This window comes from Bacteroides sp. D2 (assembly GCF_025147085.1).
In the GTDB taxonomy this organism is placed as follows: domain Bacteria; phylum Bacteroidota; class Bacteroidia; order Bacteroidales; family Bacteroidaceae; genus Bacteroides.
Genome location: NZ_CP102261.1, coordinates 6,279,991 through 6,301,115 on the forward strand (window position 1 = coordinate 6,279,991; position 21,125 = coordinate 6,301,115).

The following is a 21,125-nucleotide window of genomic DNA, read 5'->3' on the forward strand; positions in this document are numbered from 1 at the left end:
CATAACCTATTAAACTCCAACATTATGCCTAATCCACAAAACAACAAATGGTCTGGTATCATATTACTCATAGGAGCAATCATGCTTATCATCATTATGATTATCCTAACAGTCAAAGCCAGTTCAAACATATAGTGCAATGACATTAGAGCAGTATGCCTACCTTCATTAAAATGAAAAAGATATTTGATGAATCAAATAGATTTGCTACATTTGCATTAACCACTTTAACAGATTTAATTATGAAACACAAGAAAGAAGTTTAGCACCTCTAAGTGCTATTGGTAGCATGACACTAGCAAAATAGTATCACTACCATTGTTGGTCTATAGTTGTCCTATAGACTATTACAGAGACTGTAAAAAAGACTAACAATTACACATATCATAGAAGTTTATTTTCCAGTTTGTGGTTCTGAATGTCGCCGGTTCGAGTCCGGTCTTCCACCCTTAGGTAAGTCCTTGTAAGTTAGATACTTATGAGGACTTTTTCTTTGGTAGTGGGGTATCATTCAGGTGCTAAATCTGGCATAAAATAACCTGTTTAAGTCCAATTGTTGGCTAATTGTTGGTGGAAAAATACAATACCTAACATGCTGACATTCAAGGTAGAAATCAGAAAGAATGAGATGAAAGTTGGTGGAACTTTCAATGTGAAGATTAGAGTAACCTATAACAGAGAGGTTAAGAGGTTGGCTACTCATATCTTTGTAAGAACAGAAGACCTGACTAAGGACTTCAAGTTAAAGAATCCAAAGTACATCAAGGAAGCTGACAAATTGGTCAGATACTATGAAGAGTTATGCATGGGGCTTCCATTAGAGGCTTCCAATTTAACCTTAAGTGATGTACTTGATTATATCCAGAAAGAGAAGGAAAAGAATACTCCTATTGACTTTATCCAGTTCTGCAAAGACTGGTTAACAACTACAGAGGTCAAAGGTAAGAGGAATTATCAAACTGCCCTTAATACCTTTATTGCCTTCCTAGGAAAGGATAAACTGAATACCAACCAAGTTACCAAATTGTTGATGATGGAGTTCATGGAATACCTTCACAAGAAAAGGGCTAAACAGGTGGCAGAACTCCAGAGGAAAGGCAAGAGAATACCTTCCAATAGAATGGTATCTTTATACATGGGGAGTATCAGGCATCTATTCAATGAAGCCAAGAAGAAGTATAATGACTATGACAGGAATGTCATTAGAATACCAAATTCACCTTTTGAGAATTTGGAGATACCAAAGCAAGAAGCAACTAGGAAGAGAGCATTATCAGTAGAGTTAATCAAGAAGATATGGGAACTGCCTTATATCATCAATACCAATGGCAAGGAAAGGTTGTGCCCTTTTAACTTAGCCAAGGATTGTTTCATTCTCTCCTTCTGCCTAATAGGGATGAACTCTGCTGACTTGTACAACTGTACTGAAATGGAAGGTGGTTCAATTACTTATTACAGGACTAAGACTACAGACAGGAGACTTGACAAGGCTAAGATGAAAGTAGATGTTCTTCCTATCCTGTTACCTTTAATGAAGAAATATGAAGATTACACCCAGAAGAAGGTGTTCTGCTTCTATCACCTCTATTCTACTTTCAAGAACTTCAACAGAGCCATCAATCTTGGGCTAAAGCAGATTGGCAAGATACTAAAAATTGATGATTTGGAGTACTATGCTGCAAGGCACTCATGGGCTACATTAGCTGTTAACAAGGTAGGCATTGATAAGTACACTGTTCATGCTGCATTGAATCATATTGATGAGGCTATGAGAGTTACTGACATATACATTGAAAGGGACTTCAAGATAGAGAATGAAGCTAACAAGAAGGTGGTTGAGTATGTATTTAGCAACCATAATGAGTAGTCTTGTCCAAAAGTGAAATAAGTTTAACACAAAAGAACCTCTGTAATTGATTGAATTATGGAGGCTCTTTAGTATATTTGTTCACTTACAATCTATATACTAACTACAAACTAAGTGAGATATGAGCAAAGAAGATGAACTGGCAAAGGAAATAGCAGGACTTGATACTAGCTTCATGGATGAGTTGTATAATCTCCAGATTTCTGATGAGAAGACCAACCAGTCAGAAGTTATAACATTAGGCACTACTCCTGTATCAGAAGAGCACTCTAAAGAGGTTAAATCTTCCATAGTTGAAAACCAAATAGAAGAGACAGTACCTAATACTTATGGTGACTTACATGATGCATCTGTAGAGCACATTGAGATATTGTCCTCTGGGAAAGTAGGAGAAACTAAAACCATACCTCAAGATACAGTAATAACTAGTTTGGATAACTTGCTATTTGGCAGACCACCAGAAGTAATAAGAAAAGAAGTTGATGCCTCCTTCTGGAATCTGGCTGACTTCATAGATAAGATGCCTCATGGTATTGTAGACAAGAAGATACCAGGTATTGGAGCTACTACACTTGAAATAAACTCAAAGAGAAACTCAATCATAGTCTTTCCTACTAAGGCTCTGGCTTATGGTAAACACTCTAAGCATCCTAATACATTATATGTAGGTAGTGAGATTAAAGGTGAAAAGGAAAAGGTAACTAATCAGCAGATTGAGGAATACTTGGCTAAAGATGGATACAAGAAACTTCTAGTAGTTGCAGACAGTCTAGGTAGAGTATTAGGTATCATAGGAAAAAACTACAAGGACTACTTCCTTATGATTGATGAGGTTGATGTTCTCCAGACTGACAACAACTTTAGACCTCAATTGGAGAATGTGATTGACTACTACCTTATGTTCCCATCAAAGAACAGATGTATGGTAACAGCTACTATGAAGGAGTTCAGCAATCCACACTTAAAGACTGAATGTAGATTTCCTATAACATGGCAATACAATACCCATAGAAATATAGACTTACTACATACAGACAATATCACACAGGCTGTCATAGAAAAGGTTATCTCTCATCCTACAGAGAAGATATTCATTGCCTATAACTCCATACTCCAGATAAGGAACATTATAGCATCACTAGATGAAGAAACCAGAAAGGAATGTGCTATCCTATGTAGTGAGGCATCCATAAAGGAAGCAGGAGAATACTTTGCACCCAAATTAGGAGACAATGATACCTTACCTGCTAGGATTAACTTTGCCACTTGTTGCTACTTCACTGGTATAGATATAGAGGATAGTTACCATCTAATCACTGTATCAGATGTAAGAAGAAGCCACTCAATGTTGACCTTAGATAGAATGACACAAATACATGGTAGATGCAGAAAGATTAATGGAATACTTAATGAAACTATCATATATAATACCTTAGGATATGTATCAATAATGGAGAGTATGGAAAGCTACACTACCACCCTCTTAAATAAAGCTAAGAAGGTGCTCAAAGTAATAGATTCAGCAGATGATATTATGCAAGGTGACTATACCTTGATTGACCTATTTGCAATGGTTAAAGAAGCCATAAGAGAGAAAGCACAAGAAAGAATTGCAGGGAATGAGTTAATTAATCTAATTAGACAGAATGTGGATGGAGAATATGTACCTGCCTACCTCAACATAGACTACATCATTGAAAGAACCGAGTTATATGCCACATACTTCATGCCTGAAACACTGAAAGAAGTACTAAGTAAACAGGTTAAAATCATTAGCTACAAATCCCTGAACTATAATGTATCCCCAGAGCAAAACAACATAGAGAAGACTAATAAGGATGCACAGAATAAACTAACAGACAGCAATATCCAAGATGCCATAAAATACATCAAAACATTATCAACCACAGGGCAGTTGAATGATAATACCTTGTACTCATATACTAGACATTGCAGAAGTAAAACTAAGATATTCTTAGAGAGATTCATCAAGCTATATAGGTATGTTGACCTTGATAGTCTGCTACATCAACTATGGGAAAGTAGAACAAGTAACAGTGTAGTCTTCAAGAACCTCAATAATACAGTCATGTACTGGGCACTAGATGAAGAGCATCCTTTCAAAGTTGCTATAAGAAGAAGTCTCACCTTAAATAAGAGCTATTCAGCAAGTGAGATACAAGAGATATTAGCTCCTATAGTTCAGTATCATCTACATAAGGTACTGAAACCAAGAAAGTATGTAGCCTTATTGAAGGCAGTATATACCACTAGCAGAACATCTAGGAATAAATACACCATCAGAGGAGAGAATCCTAGAGGATTTAAAGAACATACTGGCAGGATAGCTACTAAGGAAAATAATTTGTTAAAGTTATTTATTTTATAAATTTCCCATCATAATGGATATAAGTATGAGTAATTTGAATTGGAATGAGTTTGAAATAGTTTGGGAAGGATTTAAACAAGAGTTGCTTAGGGTAATTGCTTCTCAACCTTCTGGTAAGAGAATAGGTTCAGCTTTGCCTATTAACATTAAACATAGTGGTTATTTTGCTCTCATACCAAAGAACTTTGACCTAGATGCACATTTAGAGCAATATCCTCTTACTGATTACAAGTTTGTTAATGACCACGGACACATTAGAACTGTTACCACCACTGGTACACTAGGTGCTTACTTTGACATAGAGAGGTTGATTTATATCATGGGATTAATTAGCTCTATTCCTTCTATCAAGAAGGATTCCATAGATGAAGAAGGTTATGTATCAATTAATGCAAAGTACCTTAGGCACTTCTTCAAAGACTATCTAAGCTATCTTGATTACCTTATAAAGACAGGAATACTAATCACTGACAACCAATATATCAAGGATGAGAAGTCTAAAGGTTACAAGTTTGCTCCTGCTTATGATAGTGTTCCTTTGGTCAAGTATGTATATCAGTCAGTTAGAGAGCAAGCAGTTCAAATAGAAGCTGTTCCTCAAGAAGTATTCAATGAGTCCTTAGGAAAGTTTACATCTAATCATCTACTGGAGTATCCTTATTTATCACATTGGTATGAGCAAAAGCAATTAACAATCAATGCATACTTAGCCAGACAATATGCTTATCAAATGATGACAGAGAAGTTCAATGGGGGATATGAGTCATGGGACTCCAACAGAGATAAATGGTGTAGGAGTAGAAATACCTTTTGCAAAAAGTATCCTAGAAGTCAGTATAATGCTGCAATACATAATATTGAATCTATAGCTTGCTATGATTACAAAGCTAAGATTGACAGCAATGTCCACAGGTTACATTCAGTTATCACCAACATACAGAAGGACTACAGGCACTTCCTCTTGTATGATGAACAACCTTTAGTAGGTATTGATATAGCTAATAGTCAACCTTATCTATTGTGTCTATTGTTCAATCCTATATTCTGGGAGAAAGACTCTAATACCACTTTGAACATAGGAACACTTCCAACTAATATCCAGTCCTTATTCCCTCAAGAACACTTTGTAGAGATTAGAGATTATGTAAGTTCATTGACAGCAGAAGCACTCCAAGAGTATAAACAAATAGCCTCTGAAGGTAGAGTATATGACCATATTATGAGTCTGATTAATAGCAGGAGAAATACCACATTGGACAAGAAGAATGTCAAAACCATGATGTTAATAGTATTCTTCTCAAAGAATAGATACTACCATCAACAAGGAGCAACCCTTAAAAGATTATTTGACAATACTTACCCCGAAATATATTCACTAATAGCATTAGCCAAAAGGGACAATCATGCTGCCTTAGCCTGCCTATTGCAATCAATAGAGAGTGAAATCATTCTCCACAGATGCTGTAAAAGGATATGGGAAGAAGGTAATCATCAAGTTCCTGTATTTACTATCCATGACTCCATTGCTACAACAACTGAACATGTTGAATGGGTGAAAGGTATCATGCAAGAGGAGTTAACCAATGCAATAGGGATTCCCCCAACTCTCAAGGAAGAGCAATGGAACTTAAGCCAAGTTGGACATCCTAAATACTTATACTAACTAAGACTCTAAGCATAAGACAAAGAGTATACTTATTCCCCTGTTTTCCCACCAGAAGGCAGGGGCTTTCTATATCTGTACATAACTAATATATAGCACTCCCTACTGTCATCTGATATACTGTCTCCCTGATATTTTTAATTTTTATTTTCAATTTCTGTAAACTTGATACCTACAAGTGCACTCTAAGTCACAAAATCTCCCTCCCCTTACCTTAAGAGTGGGATATCCCCCCTGTGCATATTGGGGATTATTGGATTTACATTATAAGCTCATTACAGTTAGCTCATTACCCCACCATAGTAACTGAATCAACAGCAGCAGAATAGTCTGTCTGCACAACAATAAAATTACAAGATTATGGAAAGATTAAAGTTCTTAGAGACAGTGACAGTGAATGAGTTCAAGGCTCAAAAGGGAGTAAGTAAGATTGAAATCAAGCAGAATCCTCATACAGGGAAGTGCTTCTTTGTTTATGGCTGTGAAACTGGAGCAGTAAGTGACAAGTTCATTAATGGAGAGGTTACCAATCCTGTTATCTCCCAAGTATGCTCACCTGATACAGGTGACATGTTCTATATGCTGCATCAAAGAGGTGAAGGTGGAGCTATGACACTAGCAACTCTATGATGGTTGTTAATGTTGACCTCAAGGAAGTAAGTCTATTAGGGCTTGCTTCCTTTTTTCTTTATAGATTATACATCAACTATTAATATTATTCAGATATGTTGAACTTAAGAGTTTCATCCAAGAAGCAGGCTAAAATTAAGCTTGCTTTACAAGGTTGTGCAGGTAGTGGAAAGACCTATTCTGCATTACTTTTAGCTTATGGTCTATGTAATGACTGGACTAAGATAGCCATTATTGACAGTGAGAATGGAAGTGCTGACCTTTATGCTCACTTAGGTGCTTATAATGTATTAAGTCTAAGTGATAACTTTACACCTGAAACTTATATACAAGCTATTGAAATATGTGAAGGTGCAGGTATGGAAGTTATCATAATTGATAGCATCTCACAGTGTTGGGATAACTTGCTTGAATACCATGCAGGATTACAAGGAAACAGCTTCACTAATTGGCAGAAGGTGACACCCAGAATCAATGCTTTTATGCAGAAAGTATTGCAGTCTGGAAGTCATGTTATATGCACTATGAGATGCAAACAGGACTATGTTTTAAGTGAGAAGAATGGCAAGATGATACCAGAGAAAGTAGGACTAAAAGCAGTCATGAGGGATGGTATTGATTATGAGTTTACCATAGTCTTTGACATCAACATGAAGCACCAAACTATTGCATCTAAAGACAGAACAAACCTGTTCATAGGTAAGCCTGATTTTACCATTACACCTGCTACAGGACAAATCATATTAGATTGGTGTAATGATGGTGTCAATCTGGAGATGATAAGGAGCAAGATTAACAGCAGTAAAACCATTGAAGAACTGACTGCCATCTATCATCAATTTCCTGAATGGTATCAGCAGTTAACATCAGACTTCATGCAGAAGAAAGCAGCACTTCAGGTACAAAAGAATCAACCAACTATTGACTATACCCCTAATTACATTAGATATGGAAACAATGCAGTTGCAGCCAGTCAGAGCTAATCTGATATACCCTAATAGAAATAAGGTAGATAATCCTTATATTCAAACAGTTGAGCCAATAGAAATCATCAACACAGGTATTGCATCAACAAATCCTGTGGGAGTTGAACCAATAAGCACCAGAGAAGGCAATAAGTTACCTTTTATTGAGGCTAATACAAAGGAAGTCACTATGCAGTACCTCAAGGAAGAATGTATTACACCTGTGTTCTCTAAAGATAATGAGGTTACTATATCACACTCCAGTTTCATTGAAACAGTATGGGAAGCAGCTAATAAAGTGTTCTCTAATGAGAGAATAGAAGAACCTGCCATCAGGGTAAGCCATGTTATCAAAGGCAGAATACCGGAAGCTATTCATAAACCAGTAAATCAGCTACTAGAGACAGACAAGACCATTTACTTTGAGAGAATGATGTTCTGTTTTGAGATACCTACTATATATGAAGATATTGCAGGTAACAGACTGAATTTAACCATAGGTGGAGTAAGAGCTTATAATCATGAGAACCTCTACAGCAAGAAGGGTGCAGAGAAGTTCAAGGTGTTCATTGGCTTCAAAAATTTAGTCTGCTGTAACATGTGTGTATCAACAGATGGTTATAGGTCAGAATTAAAGGTTATGAGTACTGCTGAACTATTTAATGCAGTGGTGAGGCTGTTCCAAGAGTACAATATAGCCCAACACTTGTATTATATGTCAGCTTATAAGGATAGCTATATAAGAGAATCCCAATTTGCCCAGTTCTTAGGCAGATGCAGATTATATCAGTTCCTTCCCATAGACCAGAAGAAGAAGTTACCACAGATGCTGATGACTGATACCCAGATAGGATTAGTTGCCAAAGCATATTACAATGATGATAACTTTAGCACCCTTTTGGACAGCAGGGAAATCAGCATGTGGAATGTGTACAACTTATTAACTGGAGCTAACAAGAGCAGTTACATTGATAACTTCTTGGACAGGTCACTTAATGCCACTCAATTGGCAGAAGGACTTAATAAGGCTTTATATGGTGAAAATGAATATAGTTGGTTTATTAATTAGTGCATCTTATGGATAATATAATGAATGTATCAGAGGTTCAATTGAGCTATAAAAGCAATGTCAAATCATCAACCAGATACAAGATAAATAGCTCACTGGATGCCTATGAACTATTGATAAAGTACTTCCCTGATGATACAATAGGTTACAGGGAAAGCTTTAAAGTGGTACTACTTAATCAGTCTAACAGAGTACTGGGTATAGTACCTATTTCAGAAGGTGGAATCTCTGCAACTTATGTAGATGTAAGGCTGATATTACAAGCTGCCTTACTGGCTAATGCAACACAGGTAATATTGGCACATAATCACCCTTCTGGAAGCATGAAACCCAGTACTCTGGATGATGCTTTGACTGAAAAGGTCAAGAAGGCAGCAGAACTCATGGAGATTCATATAGCAGACCATGTAATCTTAAGTCCAGAGAAGGAGTACTATTCCTATAATGATGAAGGAAAGCTATAAATACTTAACTTTCTAAGGTCTACATTACCCTACTTTCTATAAATCCATCTCTCTCTGCTGTTATTATACCATTATGATGGGAAATTTCTCCTGTCTCACTTTCTTACATATTATATATACAAAGTAAGTGAGATTAAGTAGCATACTAGAAGGTAGTCAAATTGTAGAAGATAAGTGTCTTTTCTTGTATTAGTTGAGTGCATTTAGCTGCAAAGAAGAGAGATGTACTGCTAATAACTTAACCACTTGAGGACTGATGAGGTATGTAAACATGAATTATAGCAATAGTTAGTAAGTTAGACTAAATTAAATATTGATTGAATTATGTGTGAGATTATCTTGATTCTAGTGGGGTTTGTCCTCACTAGTATGATACTTAAGGATTAAGAGGTTATATACCTCTTACTATGTGTTTTTATTGTTGTTGATAGCCCTAGTTCTGTAATGGACTGGGGCTTTAACTAGTGTATATATGACAGCATTAGATATGATATTACAGTGGCTATTATTGATAGTAACTGGTGCTCTATTTATCAGTTTTGCATATAGAAAGTGAATAATTAAGTCTACCTTTGTGCAATAAGGATATAAGCCTACACCTATGGTACTAATATGACTTGAAACCTATCAAATTATGATAGTCAGATGATGAAGTATGACTAGAAAGTTCTATCTTTGTAGCTGTATCAACTAAATGACAACTAATGAAATAGAAGTTTAACAAGACATATTAGATAAAGAAGTGTCAGCTTCTTACTTGTGACAGTCCTAAAATTACCACCTTGAAGACTAACAATCACAGCAGTAAGTAGTGGATACTCATACCATTAGGTGTGGGCTTCCCTTATATTGTGTGATTGTAAGCGTGTGGTAATGCTTTGGACTCCCAATAAGGTTAAGCTCACATCTTCTTTTTGTAGTATGCTACAAAAGGAAATACCATGAAATATTATTATGTATTATTACTAACATTAGTTATTGTATCTTGTAACAGCAACCGACAGAAATCCTCCTCATCTAATAAGGAGACACCTCAACTTAGCACTGCCCAAGATTCAGTACCAGAAGGTTGGTACAATGAAACACTCACCCCTTATACAGGTAAAGATAAAGCTGAAAAGAATATGATCAGCCAAATGAATACCTACAATCAAGCCTTGTTGAGAGGAGATATAAATAATGCTTCCCTATACATATATCCTGATGTTATTAAATATTGTAAGAAGTACTATCCAGAATTATCTGATAGAGCTATTATACAAACCTTATATAAGGATATGTCAGAAATGTATCACACTTTAAAGACCACCTATGATGAGAAAGGCATTGATTACAACATCATAGTTAGTAACATAACTAACAGGGTAGCAGATAAGGAGTATATCATTATCACATTTGAAGTGGTAGGTGTACTTACACAAGGAGAGAAGTGCATCCACGACAACCCAGAAACTAATATAGGTGTATCACATAATAAAGGTAAGAATTGGACATTCCTTGCCCTTACTGATGATGTTCCTAATATATTAAGAATGAAGTTTGATGAAGAGATAATTAACAAAATAATGAATTACTAAAAATTAAGAATTATGGAACTTATGGATTTATTTAGGAAGCAGTCCAGAGAGAAAGCTTTAAGAGAAAAAATCAGACAAGGATTTGAAGATTCAGTCATGGAAGTCATTAGGGAGGGAGCAGCAGAATCTCCAATGGGAGGATTAATTGTTAAGGCAGCTATTGCTAGCTTCTATCAAGGAATGAAGTCTAGTGAGCTTAAAAACATCTGCCTAGAGACTGGAGTCAATTTTCAGGATATACTTGATGAAGAATGCCAGAATGCACTACATAAATACCTGGAGGAATAGAATATGTGGTGGATAATAATTATAGGAATAGTAGTCATTATGCTAATTAGATTTGCCAGTGACTACAATAAGCAAGCAAATACAGTTATCAAGCAAGGTGGAATGAGAGGCAAATACAAAACTTTAATCAACCACATTTTAAGGCAAGATTCCAGTGCAAGAATAATTCAAGAAACTAATACTTTTATATCTGTTGGTCTCACGGGAATAAGTGGCTCTACTATATTCTTCATACATCAAACTTTTGGTACTGTAACAATACAATATAAGGTGGATAGTAAGGTATTTGGGAAACATCAACTAGAATGGAAGTTCAATGAGTTTGCTGACCAAGAGAAAATGATAGAAAAGATAACTAATGATATTAGTGCTTACAACAACAATATGATACAAAAATTCATGTAATATGGGATTCTTCAAGAAGCTAGTTAATGAAGGTAAAGATTATACCAAAATGGCAAATGCTGTTGGGAATGTAAAAGCTATTTTAGATGATATTGAACAAAGTTATACTACAATAGATAAAGAAACTTTTCTTATTGCAGCATGGATTTGTAGAGTAGGTATTATAGATATTATTGAAAGGAACAACTGGACAATGAATCATAAGTTACTCATACCAATCAATGGTCATTATATCAATCTAACCTTTCATGAAGTATACTTAATGACTATTGGTAGGCTTTCTATTAAGGCAGAGGAACATGGTGATAATATTAAAGAGATGGTTTTAGATGTATTTGAGAAAGGAGATTGGTTCAATCAAATAGATGCCATAGTCCCCTATGAACAAAGGAAGCTATTTCAATAATATAATGAAATATTCATTATCACATGGATTGACCTCAATAGGTCTACCTACAATCCCCGCTAAAGTAAAAGATAAATATCTTTGCTTAATCTTAGATACTGGAAGCACCTGTAGTCTGATAGACAGTACTGTAGTAGAATATTTCAAAGATATAGTAGAGCCAGTTGGTGATTATTATATCAGTGGGATAGAAGGAACTAAGCACAAGGTAGATATAGTTACTCTACCTTTTAACTTTGAAGGTCAGATATATAAGCCCAAGTTCTGTGTTAAACCTCTACTTGATACCTTTAAAGGCATTGAGGATGAAAGTGGAATACAAGTACAAGGACTACTTGGCACTGACTTTCTACTAGAGAACAAGTGGGTGATTAATTTCAACAAACTAATAGTAAGCAATTATGAATAAAATAAGAAAAACAATACTCCTTATAATATTAGCAATAGGACTTGTAGTAACAACAATTATACTATATAACCATCAAGGGTCATCAGATACTCAAAATTATATAGCTAAAATAGTACCTCTTGAAACAAAGTATATAGTAGATCTAAGTTCTGTTGAAGATAAAGGGTATAAACTCTCATATATGGATTACAAAAGTCCTGAACTTACAGCTAGAGTTATTATAGATAATGCCAGAGATTATATAATGCTATTTATGGAAAAGAATAATTATGATGAGGGTGACTTTCATCCAAAAGTATCACTATTTAATGAGTATTCTCCAGTGCTTATAATAACAAAAGACAACAAGGTGTATCTTAAAATGAAGAAAAAAGAATAATTATGAAAGCAATAAGACTTATGTTATGGTTATCCTTACCATTATAGCTACATCTCATCTATAGAGAAGGTGTTCTAAATAAATAGAAGTGTAATGTTGGATAAATCAGACTGATTTACTACATTTGCATCAACCACTTTAACAGATTAAAGTATGGATAGAACATATATTAATGAATTCCACAAGCAATGGATAGAGAGTACTCTCAAGTCAATAACCTCTTGGCAGAAGCAACCAATCTCATTAGAAGAGAAAAAGAAGCAACAGGAAATGTTGAACCAGCAGAAGGCTATAAGAGAAGGCAAATTGAAGAGCTAAAACTATTTGCTACTCAACATAACTTATGGATTAACATTAACTCTCTCCCCTTATCTTACCTTAGTAAAGGGGGAGAAAATGAAGTATTCACAGGGCATGAAGATGTTGTATTCAAATTAAACAACTTTGAGTATGCAGGTGAAGACCTTGAGAACTTCTTCATTAGGATAGAAGCTCATAACCTATTCTTTAGCAATGTCACTTATCAGATGATTGGCTTTGCGTATAACAGTCAATATGAGTTTTGTGCTGTGTTAGTTCAACCTTATGTCAGAGCTAAAAGAGAAGCTACAGAGGAAGAAATAGCAGAACACATGCAAGCATTAGGCTTTGAAATGGTCTATGAGGATGAATATCACAATGCAAAATATGAGGTTTTTGATGCAGTACCTAATAATGTGCTGTATGGTATTGATGATAAACTCTACTTCATTGATACACAAATCAGATTTAGACCTATTGAGATAACACTTTAAATAAATTTAGTTATGAAACAGAAGCAAGTAACTTAGCACATCTAAGTGTTATTGGTAGCATGATATTAGCATAGTAGTAATGCAAGAAAAGCTCAACTACAACATAAAGCCAGAGATTGTTTGGAGAACCAAACATATTCACTATATTTGCATCAATCATTAAAATCAAAAGTAATGAAGAAAGCACCTTAGAGTTTAACAGTGATTAGCAGGTAAACCTGTTACACTGACACCATATAAAATGGTGGAGAAGCTAGCCAAATTAGTAGCAATACTATCATGTTGACTAATAGTTGACTAATGAGCTAGCAAGGAGATATTTAACTTGCTGACAGTTGAGACCACTATAAGGCTACTCGTTAAAGATTGTGGTTCTGAATGTCGCCGGTTCGAGTCCGGTCTTCCACCCAACAAAAACCCTTGTAAGTTAAATACTTATGAGGGTTTTCTGCTTTCAGGAAATAGGCATCTTAGAGAGCAAATCATGCTAAATCCTACCTAATATTCCTTGTTGTTGGTCTATTGTTGACCCCCAATTAAGTAAGTTAAAATGCTAACAAATAATACATAAATCTTTCCGTTTAACCCATAAACCAAATATATTCTCTATATTTGTGTAGCATTTGCATTAAAAGAACATAGTATATCATGGAAAATGAAAAGAAATTAACCCGCTCTTCCAATCGAATGATTGCAGGTGTATGTGCCGGAATAGCCGAATATTTCGGATGGGATGCTACTTTATTGAGAATAGTATATATATTGGCTACATTCTTCACTGCTTTCGCCGGAGTGATTATATATATTATCTTGTGGATTGTCATGCCGGGAAGAAAACCTTCAGACGGATATGAAGACCGCATGAATCAACGCCTACATTGATATAAAAATCAAGAATATCGACCATATCGTCATACCGGTGTCCGATATAGATAAAAGCCTACATTTCTACACAGAAGTCCTGGGAATGGAAGCCGATACAAGCAACCAACGCTTTGCCGTCAAGTTCGGTAATCAGAAAATCAATCTTCACGTAGGAAAAGCACAGTTCCTTCCTACTGCCAAGCATCCTGCTTTCGGAAGTGCGGACATCTGTTTACTTACAGAAGGAAACATAGAGGAAATAAAAGTCGAAGTAGAATCCAAAGGAATAGAAATAGAAGTCGGTATAGTCCAGCGTCAAGGTGCGCAGGGTGCCATCCGGAGTATTTATTTCAGAGATCCGGATGGTAATCTGATAGAAGTAAGTACATTAATATAATTCCAGCCCGAACTCATCTTTCAGTTGCATCAATGCCTGATTCTTTTGAGCCATCATCTGGAATTTCTCGACACGTCCCACAGGACGTACTGTTTCTGTTGCCTCACTTACCCGCACTGTCATCATCACTTTACTGTTCTTCAGTCTGCCGCGAAGATAATCCTGCAATTCGGGAATCAAAGCTGTAAAATCCTTTGCAGCAAACTCATTATCAACCACCACTTCAAAAGTAGTTGAGTTGTTAAGCAACGCCGGACGGAGCATCTGCATACGTTTTGCAAGAGCATCCTGTTCTTTCGGCAACTGGCCGGCATACTCCTGCCAATAATAATTCAAATCCCGGTCATTGAACATAAAATCCTCTTCCGGTTGTTGCACCTTAGGAACATAAGTTGTAGTCGCATTCTGCGATACTTGGTCACGCTGCGGATTCTTGATAGATACCCCCAAGCTGGACATCTTCATCACGGGAATTTTTCGTTCTTCCTTGGCAGTCTGAGCAACTCCCGCTCCTTGTGACGGAGCAGACGAAGCCGCACCAGGAGAAGCCGGTGCTCCCGGTTGCACAGCCGCAGAAGCCTGCGGATGCTGGGCAGTAGTGCCATTAGCAGCCTGTGTTGTAACTGAAGACGGAGACGAATGAACTGGAGCCTGCTGAACCTGAGTGCCAGAAGCTACCTGCGGCTGCTGTGCTGCGGCAGGCTGAGTGAATACGGGTTTTATAGTCTTCTTAGGGCCACGCCCACCACTCACGTCATCCCCCTCGGTGGTAAGCTGTGCAACCTGTATCAAGGTCAGTTCTACCAGCAAACGCTTATTTTTGCTGATGCGGTAATTCAAATCGCACTCATTACACAGCTTCATAGCCCGGTACAAGAAAGGTAACGGACATTTCTGCGCCTGTTCCTGATAACGTTGGCGTATGCTCGCTCCCACTTCCAGTAAAGGCAATGTCACCGGGTCTTTCCCGACCAACAAGTCACGGAAATGAGACGACAATCCGGTAATAAAGTGACTTCCGTCAAAACCTTTATTCAATATATCATTGAAAAGCAACAATGCGTCGCTCACCTTGTTTTCGAGGAAGCAATCCGTCAGACGGAAATAATATTCATAATCAAGTACGTTCAGATTATCAATCACACTCTTATAGGTGATATTTCCTCCGGTGAAACTAACCACCTGATCGAAGATAGACAATGCATCACGCATACCACCGTCCGCCTTCATGGCTATCACGTTCAGCGCTTCCGGCTCTGCCGTGATTCCTTCTTTCGAAGCAACATACGACAGATGATTCACCGTATCTTCCACGCTTATCCGGTTAAAGTCATAAATCTGACAACGTGAAAGAATGGTAGGAAGAATCTTATGCTTCTCCGTCGTAGCCAGAATAAAAATCGCATGACGGGGAGGTTCTTCCAGCGTTTTTAGGAACGCATTGAAAGCAGATGCCGAGAGCATGTGCACCTCGTCGATGATATATACCTTATACTTACCAATCTGTGGCGGGATACGCACTTGCTCCACCAACTGGCGAATGTCATCCACCGAGTTATTAGAAGCAGCATCGAGTTCGTGAATATTATATGACCGCTGTTCGTTGAAAGCTACACATGACTCACACTGATTGCAAGCCTCTCCGTCAGCGGTAGGCGTCATACAATTAATGGTTTTGGCAAAGATACGCGCGCAAGTCGTTTTTCCTACCCCGCGCGGTCCGCAAAACAAATAAGCATGAGCCAGTTTTTGGGTAGCAATTGCATTTTTCAGCGTAGTAGTCAACGCCCGCTGCCCCACCACCGATTCGAACGTGGACGGACGGTATTTACGGGCTGAAACAATATAGTTTTCCATATCCGGGATTCTCTCTGTTTTTGAAATTTCGCTTATTCTGCAAATGTACACAAAAAAAGTGATAAGTAATAAGGGATAAAGAGAGAAGTTTTGAAGCCGAAGCGATAAGTTTTTAAGTTATTAGTTTTATCTTTGCAGATATTAAAAGGAGAAATTATGGGTAAACTAATCAGTATCTGGAGTTTCATATGCAGACGCAAGTACCTCATTACGGTCGTTGCATTTGCTGTTATCATTGGCTTTCTGGACGAGAACAGCCTGGTTCGTCGTTTCGGATATGAACGGGAAATCAGCCAGTTGAAAGAAGAGATAGAAAAGTACCGGGCAGATTACGAAGAGAACACCAAACGTCTCAACGAAATAAGTACCAATCCGGACGCCATCGAACAGATCGCCCGTGAAAAGTATCTGATGAAGAAACCCAACGAAGATATTTACGTTTTTGAAGATTAAAGAATGAAACAATTAGTACCCGCCCTTTTCACCGCAGGCGCCATAATGGCTCTCACCGGAGCAGCTGTGTTTATTACCGGATGGATATACGCTCCTTACATATATACTGTTGGAGCCGGATGTATCGCATTGGCACAAGTGAACACACCCGTCAAAGGAAAGAGCAAAACATTGAAACGCCTGCGTGTTCAGCAGATATTCGGCGCACTGGCACTTATCCTGACCGGAGCCTTTATGTTTACCACACGAGGCAATGAATGGATTGCCTGCCTCACAGTTGCTGCCATCCTCGAACTTTACACCGCTTTCCGTATTCCACAGGAAGAAGAAAAAGAAAGGTCATAAAAAAAGCCCGTTCATAGCTTTTCAGTCTTGAACAGGCATCACTTTTTTTAATTCGATAATGTTTCGTCCTTTTATAAAGAACGGAACAGTTTTATATCATTTATTTCTTCACAGGTGAATATCTTGCATTCAACCCGTCAACAATTTCTTTTGTAATATTGAAAGTGCTGTCAGCATAAAGCAGGTTATCGAAACCAGTGTTGCTGAAGATCAGGCTATATCCGTGAGTCTTATTATATTCTTTCAGGAAAGCGTTGATAGAATCGCGGAACTGCAAGCTATTCTTGTTGTTCTCTTCCATCAAACCATTCTGAAGTTTGTTGCTCAACTCTTGCAAATCTTGTTCCAACTTCACCAGACGGTTGTACTCTTGCTGCGCTCTATCTTGTGACAGGAAAGCATTGTTTTCAACTTTCTTCTGAAAATCTTGCTTTTCCTTGTTCAAAGAGGTAGCCTTCTGATTCAATGTCATACGAACGTTTTCGCTCTTCTTTACCATCGCCTCATTCAAGTCAATACAGAAATTGTATTTGGCAAGCAGCGTATCTATTTCAACATAGGCAATTTTCATTCCTGACAGTTCGGCATTAGCCTGAGCCGGAGCATTGGTAGTTTGATTGTCAGTTTTGCCAGCACATTGTGAAAATAAAACGATAAACGCAAGAGCAGCCAAACCGTTCATGAGGTAGTTCATTCTATTCATAATTAATAAGTATTGTTTTTAATAAATTTAATTCATACTATCGTTCAAGGCTTTTTCCAACTCGTTAATAGAAAAACGCGGCTTCTTTTGTGCTTCGCGATCTTGCGACTGTGCGCATCCGATTCCTTTCTGACGCAACGCTTTATTCCCACTCACGTGACCATTCGGGAATTTCCCACCCTTCGTAAAGAATACTTTCACCCCTAATAATACCAGGGAAATAGCAACTATTAACAAAGTTATCAGTATAGTCTCAACCATTTCTATTAATTTTGTGAGTGCAAAGATAGGCTTTAATGAGATATGAGTTCAGATAAGTCAATCAAATTAACCATATTTAGCAATAGAAGAAGCGAAAACAACCCTTCTATTCCTATTATAAAATAGAAACAGCATGGAAAAAAAAGACTTAAAGCCGGCTGGCGTATTCAAGTATTTCGAAGAAATCTGCCAAGTGCCACGCCCTTCGAAGAAGGAAGAGAAAATGATTGCCTACCTGAAGGCATTCGGAGCAAAACATAATCTCGAAACCAAGGTGGACGAAGCCGGTAATGTATTGATTAAAAAGCCCGCTACTCCGGGAAAAGAAAATCTTCAAACCGTCGTTCTGCAATCGCATATCGACATGGTGTGCGAAAAGAATAACGATGTTCAACATGACTTCCTCACCGATCCCATCGAAACTGAAATTGACGGTGAATGGCTGAAAGCCAAAGGCACAACCCTCGGAGCCGACAACGGTATCGGTGTAGCTACCGAGCTGGCTATCCTGGCTGACGACAGCATTGAGCACGGCCCGCTGGAATGTCTGTTTACTGTAGACGAAGAAACGGGGCTTACCGGAGCTTTTGCCCTACAAGAAGGTTTTATGAGCGGTGACATCCTTCTGAACCTTGATTCGGAAGATGAAGGAGAAATCTTTATCGGATGTGCCGGAGGTATTGACTCCGTTGCAGAATTTACGTATAAAGAGGTAGAAGTTCCCGCCGGATATTTCTTCTTCAAGGTGGAAGTGAAAGGTTTGAAAGGCGGTCACTCCGGTGGTGACATTCATTTGGGACGGGGCAATGCCAACAAAATACTGAACCGTTTTCTTTCACGCATGGCTGGCAGACATGATCTGTACCTTTGTGAAATCAACGGAGGTAATCTGCGTAACGCTATTCCCCGCGAGGCTTATGCCATCTGTGCTGTTCCCGAAGACGCCAAGCATGATGTCCGCACCGAACTGAATATTTTCACCAGCGAAATGGAAGACGAATTATCCGTTGTAGAGCCTGACTTAAAGTTGGTACTCGAATCGGAAGCTCCCCGTAAGATAGCTATCGACCAGGATACCACTACCCGCTTATTAAAAGCTCTGTATGCAGCTCCTCACGGTGTATATGCTATGAGCCAGGATATTCCCGGACTGGTGGAAACGTCTACCAATCTGGCATCTGTCAAGATGAAACCGAATCATATCATCCGTATTGAAACCAGTCAGCGAAGTTCTATACTGTCCGCACGCAACGATATGGCGAACACGGTTCGCGCCGTATTCCAACTGGCAGGAGCTAATGTTACGTTCGGTGAAGGTTATCCGGGATGGAAACCGAATCCGCACTCGGCTATCCTCGAAGTGGCAGTTGAATCTTACAAGCGTCTATTTGGTGTAGATGCGAAAGTTAAAGCCATCCATGCAGGATTGGAATGTGGTCTGTTCCTTGATAAATATCCAACGCTGGATATGATCTCTTTCGGACCGACACTGACAGGTGTTCATTCTCCTGACGAACGAATGCTTATTCCTACTGTAGAAAAGTTCTGGAAACACCTGTTGGACATCCTGGCACATGTACCTGCCAAGAAGTAGCGGGCAAATAAGTCAACATAAAGAAGAGTATGGTAACAGTCAAAAAAGAATAGCTGTTATCGTACTCTTTTTTACTATGATTTTATCAGGTGTAAGTTTCCTCGCTCCTTCCAATATCATTGCACAAGAGGTTCACGGCAGACAAGCCTCCTCTCAACAAGAAAGAATCTCTTTCCGTGTTGTAAGTTGGAACATAGAAAACCTGTTCGACACACACCACGACAGTCTGAAGAACGATCATGAATATCTTCCCGATGCGATACGTCATTGGAATTATAGCAGATATAAGAAAAAACTGGCTGATGTTGCCCGTGTAATTACTGCTATTGGCGAATGGAATCCTCCCGCATTAGTTGGATTATGTGAAGTAGAAAATGATACAGTGCTTCGTGACCTTACCCGTCGTTCTCCTTTAAAAGAGCTCAGCTATCGTTATGTAATGACCAACTCCCCTGATTTAAGAGGAATTGACGTAGCCTTGCTTTATCAACGGGATCTATTCAAACTATTATCTTCCCGTTCCATCTCCATTCCTCCGTTTAAGCAGCACCGTCCGACAAGAGATTTGCTACACGTCAGCGGGCTTCTACTGGCGGGAGATACACTCGACGTATTTGTCTGCCACTTTCCCAGCCGTTCGGGTGGAGCCAAAGAATCGGAACCTTATCGTTTATATGTAGCTCACATACTGCGTACGGAAGTCGATAGCATTATGAATATTCGTTCTCATCCGCAAGCCATTATCATGGGGGATTTCAACGATTACCCGACGAATCAGTCCATTCTGAAAATACTGAAAGCCGAAGCGCCTCCTGTTAAAACCAATGACCTAGCTTCAACAACCGACTCCGCCAACGCCTCAACAGTTACCCCCTCCTCACTAAAACTATATCATCTACTTGCCCGAAAAGCAAAATCAGAAAACTTCGGTTCTTACAAATTTCGTGGTGAATGGGGATTACTCGACCACTTGATTGTATCAGGCACGCTATTAAATCAATCAAATCACTTTTTCACTAGCGAAGAAAAAGCAAATGTATGCCTTCTCCCTTTTTTACTGAAAGACGACGAAAAATATGGTGACAAAGAACCTTTCCGCACTTATAAGGGAATGAAATATCAAGGAGGCATCAGTGACCATCTTCCTATCTACACAGACTTTGAATTGATTGTATATTAATTATGGCAAACGATAGTAGCCAATATTATCAGGTTATTACAAATAAAGATAGTCAACCATTATCAGAGAAGTACAAACGCCGCTACAGCATACTCTGACAAGAGACTATTCTCATCGTAGTGAGAATACTTGAGAAATATAACGCCTCATCATAGCTTCATAAATT

At 38.1% G+C, this 21,125-nt stretch carries 23 protein-coding genes; 20 read left to right on the forward strand and 3 right to left on the reverse strand.

All coding sequences use genetic code 11. The features are described 5' to 3' along the window. Window positions 1-592 precede the first annotated feature (592 nt). The 16 genes from NQ505_RS23840 (at window position 593) to NQ505_RS23915 (ending at window position 14,566) form a co-directional block, all read left to right on the forward strand. Window positions 593-1,867 (forward strand): phage integrase SAM-like domain-containing protein, encoded by a 1,275-nt coding sequence (locus NQ505_RS23840; RefSeq protein ID WP_032853682.1) that lies wholly within the window; start codon window positions 593-595, stop codon window positions 1,865-1,867. Between the two features lie 121 nt (window positions 1,868-1,988). Beyond that, the gene (locus NQ505_RS23845; RefSeq protein WP_008999864.1) at window positions 1,989-4,256 is read left to right on the forward strand and encodes a DEAD/DEAH box helicase; all 2,268 of its coding nucleotides are present in this window, start codon (window positions 1,989-1,991) and stop codon (window positions 4,254-4,256) included. Window positions 4,257-4,281: 25 nt separating this feature from the next. Then, the gene (locus NQ505_RS23850) at window positions 4,282-5,919 is read left to right on the forward strand and encodes a hypothetical protein (protein ID WP_232293028.1); all 1,638 of its coding nucleotides are present in this window, start codon (window positions 4,282-4,284) and stop codon (window positions 5,917-5,919) included. A 360-nt stretch (window positions 5,920-6,279) separates the two neighbouring features. Then, window positions 6,280-6,549: a hypothetical protein gene (locus NQ505_RS23855; protein WP_008999862.1), complete on the forward strand. Its 270-nt coding sequence runs from the start codon at window positions 6,280-6,282 to the stop codon at window positions 6,547-6,549. A 95-nt stretch (window positions 6,550-6,644) separates the two neighbouring features. Then, window positions 6,645-7,532 carry an AAA family ATPase gene (locus tag NQ505_RS23860; protein WP_008999861.1) on the forward strand — a complete coding sequence of 296 codons (888 nt, stop codon included), beginning with the start codon at window positions 6,645-6,647 and terminating at the stop codon, window positions 7,530-7,532. Continuing rightward, window positions 7,498-8,583 (forward strand): DUF3871 family protein, encoded by a 1,086-nt coding sequence (locus NQ505_RS23865; RefSeq protein ID WP_008999860.1) that lies wholly within the window; start codon window positions 7,498-7,500, stop codon window positions 8,581-8,583. Before NQ505_RS23860 ends, NQ505_RS23865 begins: the two co-directional genes overlap by 35 nt. Window positions 8,584-8,591: 8 nt before the next feature. Continuing rightward, entirely contained in the window at window positions 8,592-9,047 is a 456-nt protein-coding gene (locus NQ505_RS23870; protein ID WP_008999859.1) for a JAB domain-containing protein, read from the forward strand. Window positions 9,048-9,988: 941 nt separating this feature from the next. Continuing rightward, window positions 9,989-10,624 (forward strand): hypothetical protein, encoded by a 636-nt coding sequence (locus NQ505_RS23875; RefSeq protein WP_008999858.1) that lies wholly within the window; start codon window positions 9,989-9,991, stop codon window positions 10,622-10,624. A gap of 12 nt (window positions 10,625-10,636) precedes the next feature. Further along, a complete protein-coding gene (locus tag NQ505_RS23880) occupies window positions 10,637-10,912 on the forward strand; it encodes a hypothetical protein (RefSeq protein WP_008999857.1) in 276 nt (91 codons plus the stop codon). 3 nt (window positions 10,913-10,915) lie between these two features. Then, window positions 10,916-11,317 (forward strand): hypothetical protein, encoded by a 402-nt coding sequence (locus NQ505_RS23885; protein WP_032853681.1) that lies wholly within the window; start codon window positions 10,916-10,918, stop codon window positions 11,315-11,317. A 1-nt stretch (window position 11,318) separates the two neighbouring features. After that, on the forward strand, window positions 11,319-11,723 hold the full coding sequence (locus tag NQ505_RS23890) for a hypothetical protein (protein WP_008999855.1): 405 nt from the start codon (window positions 11,319-11,321) through the stop codon (window positions 11,721-11,723). Window positions 11,724-11,727: 4 nt separating this feature from the next. After that, a complete protein-coding gene (locus NQ505_RS23895; protein WP_008999854.1) occupies window positions 11,728-12,132 on the forward strand; it encodes a hypothetical protein in 405 nt (134 codons plus the stop codon). After that, window positions 12,125-12,511, forward strand: coding sequence for a hypothetical protein (locus NQ505_RS23900; protein WP_008999853.1), 387 nt, complete (start codon window positions 12,125-12,127; stop codon window positions 12,509-12,511). Before NQ505_RS23895 ends, NQ505_RS23900 begins: the two co-directional genes overlap by 8 nt. 188 nt (window positions 12,512-12,699) lie before the next feature. After that, window positions 12,700-13,305, forward strand: coding sequence for a hypothetical protein (locus tag NQ505_RS23905; RefSeq protein ID WP_008999852.1), 606 nt, complete (start codon window positions 12,700-12,702; stop codon window positions 13,303-13,305). 648 nt (window positions 13,306-13,953) lie between these two features. Next, entirely contained in the window at window positions 13,954-14,187 is a 234-nt protein-coding gene (locus tag NQ505_RS23910; RefSeq protein WP_004300799.1) for a PspC domain-containing protein, read from the forward strand. A 1-nt stretch (window position 14,188) separates the two neighbouring features. Then, on the forward strand, window positions 14,189-14,566 hold the full coding sequence (locus NQ505_RS23915; protein ID WP_004311379.1) for a VOC family protein: 378 nt from the start codon (window positions 14,189-14,191) through the stop codon (window positions 14,564-14,566). Here NQ505_RS23915 and NQ505_RS23920 read toward each other — a convergent pair. Next, window positions 14,558-16,423, reverse strand: a complete 1,866-nt coding sequence (locus tag NQ505_RS23920; protein ID WP_008999850.1) for a DNA polymerase III subunit gamma/tau — start codon at window positions 16,421-16,423, stop codon at window positions 14,558-14,560. The genes NQ505_RS23915 and NQ505_RS23920 overlap by 9 nt on opposite strands. A gap of 156 nt (window positions 16,424-16,579) precedes the next feature. On the opposite strand from NQ505_RS23920, the gene NQ505_RS23925 reads away from it, so the two are divergent. Both NQ505_RS23925 and NQ505_RS23930 read left to right on the forward strand, forming a co-directional pair. Continuing rightward, complete coding sequence (locus NQ505_RS23925) at window positions 16,580-16,876, forward strand: FtsB family cell division protein (protein WP_004300802.1); 297 nt, start codon at window positions 16,580-16,582, stop codon at window positions 16,874-16,876. 3 nt (window positions 16,877-16,879) lie between these two features. Beyond that, the gene (locus tag NQ505_RS23930) at window positions 16,880-17,221 is read left to right on the forward strand and encodes a hypothetical protein (protein WP_004300803.1); all 342 of its coding nucleotides are present in this window, start codon (window positions 16,880-16,882) and stop codon (window positions 17,219-17,221) included. Window positions 17,222-17,321: 100 nt separating this feature from the next. Here NQ505_RS23930 and NQ505_RS23935 read toward each other — a convergent pair whose 3' ends face one another. Together NQ505_RS23935 and NQ505_RS23940 are read right to left on the reverse strand one after the other, a co-directional pair. Further along, window positions 17,322-17,924 carry an OmpH family outer membrane protein gene (locus NQ505_RS23935; RefSeq protein ID WP_004300804.1) on the reverse strand — a complete coding sequence of 201 codons (603 nt, stop codon included), beginning with the start codon at window positions 17,922-17,924 and terminating at the stop codon, window positions 17,322-17,324. Window positions 17,925-17,951: 27 nt separating this feature from the next. Then, window positions 17,952-18,185, reverse strand: a complete 234-nt coding sequence (locus NQ505_RS23940; protein ID WP_004300805.1) for a hypothetical protein — start codon at window positions 18,183-18,185, stop codon at window positions 17,952-17,954. A 133-nt stretch (window positions 18,186-18,318) separates the two neighbouring features. Between NQ505_RS23940 and NQ505_RS23945 the strand changes: the two genes are divergently transcribed. Then, on the forward strand, window positions 18,319-19,779 hold the full coding sequence (locus tag NQ505_RS23945) for an aminoacyl-histidine dipeptidase (RefSeq protein ID WP_004300806.1): 1,461 nt from the start codon (window positions 18,319-18,321) through the stop codon (window positions 19,777-19,779). Further along, on the forward strand, window positions 19,760-20,959 hold the full coding sequence (locus NQ505_RS23950) for an endonuclease (protein WP_008999849.1): 1,200 nt from the start codon (window positions 19,760-19,762) through the stop codon (window positions 20,957-20,959). Before NQ505_RS23945 ends, NQ505_RS23950 begins: the two co-directional genes overlap by 20 nt. Window positions 20,960-21,125 lie beyond the last annotated feature (166 nt).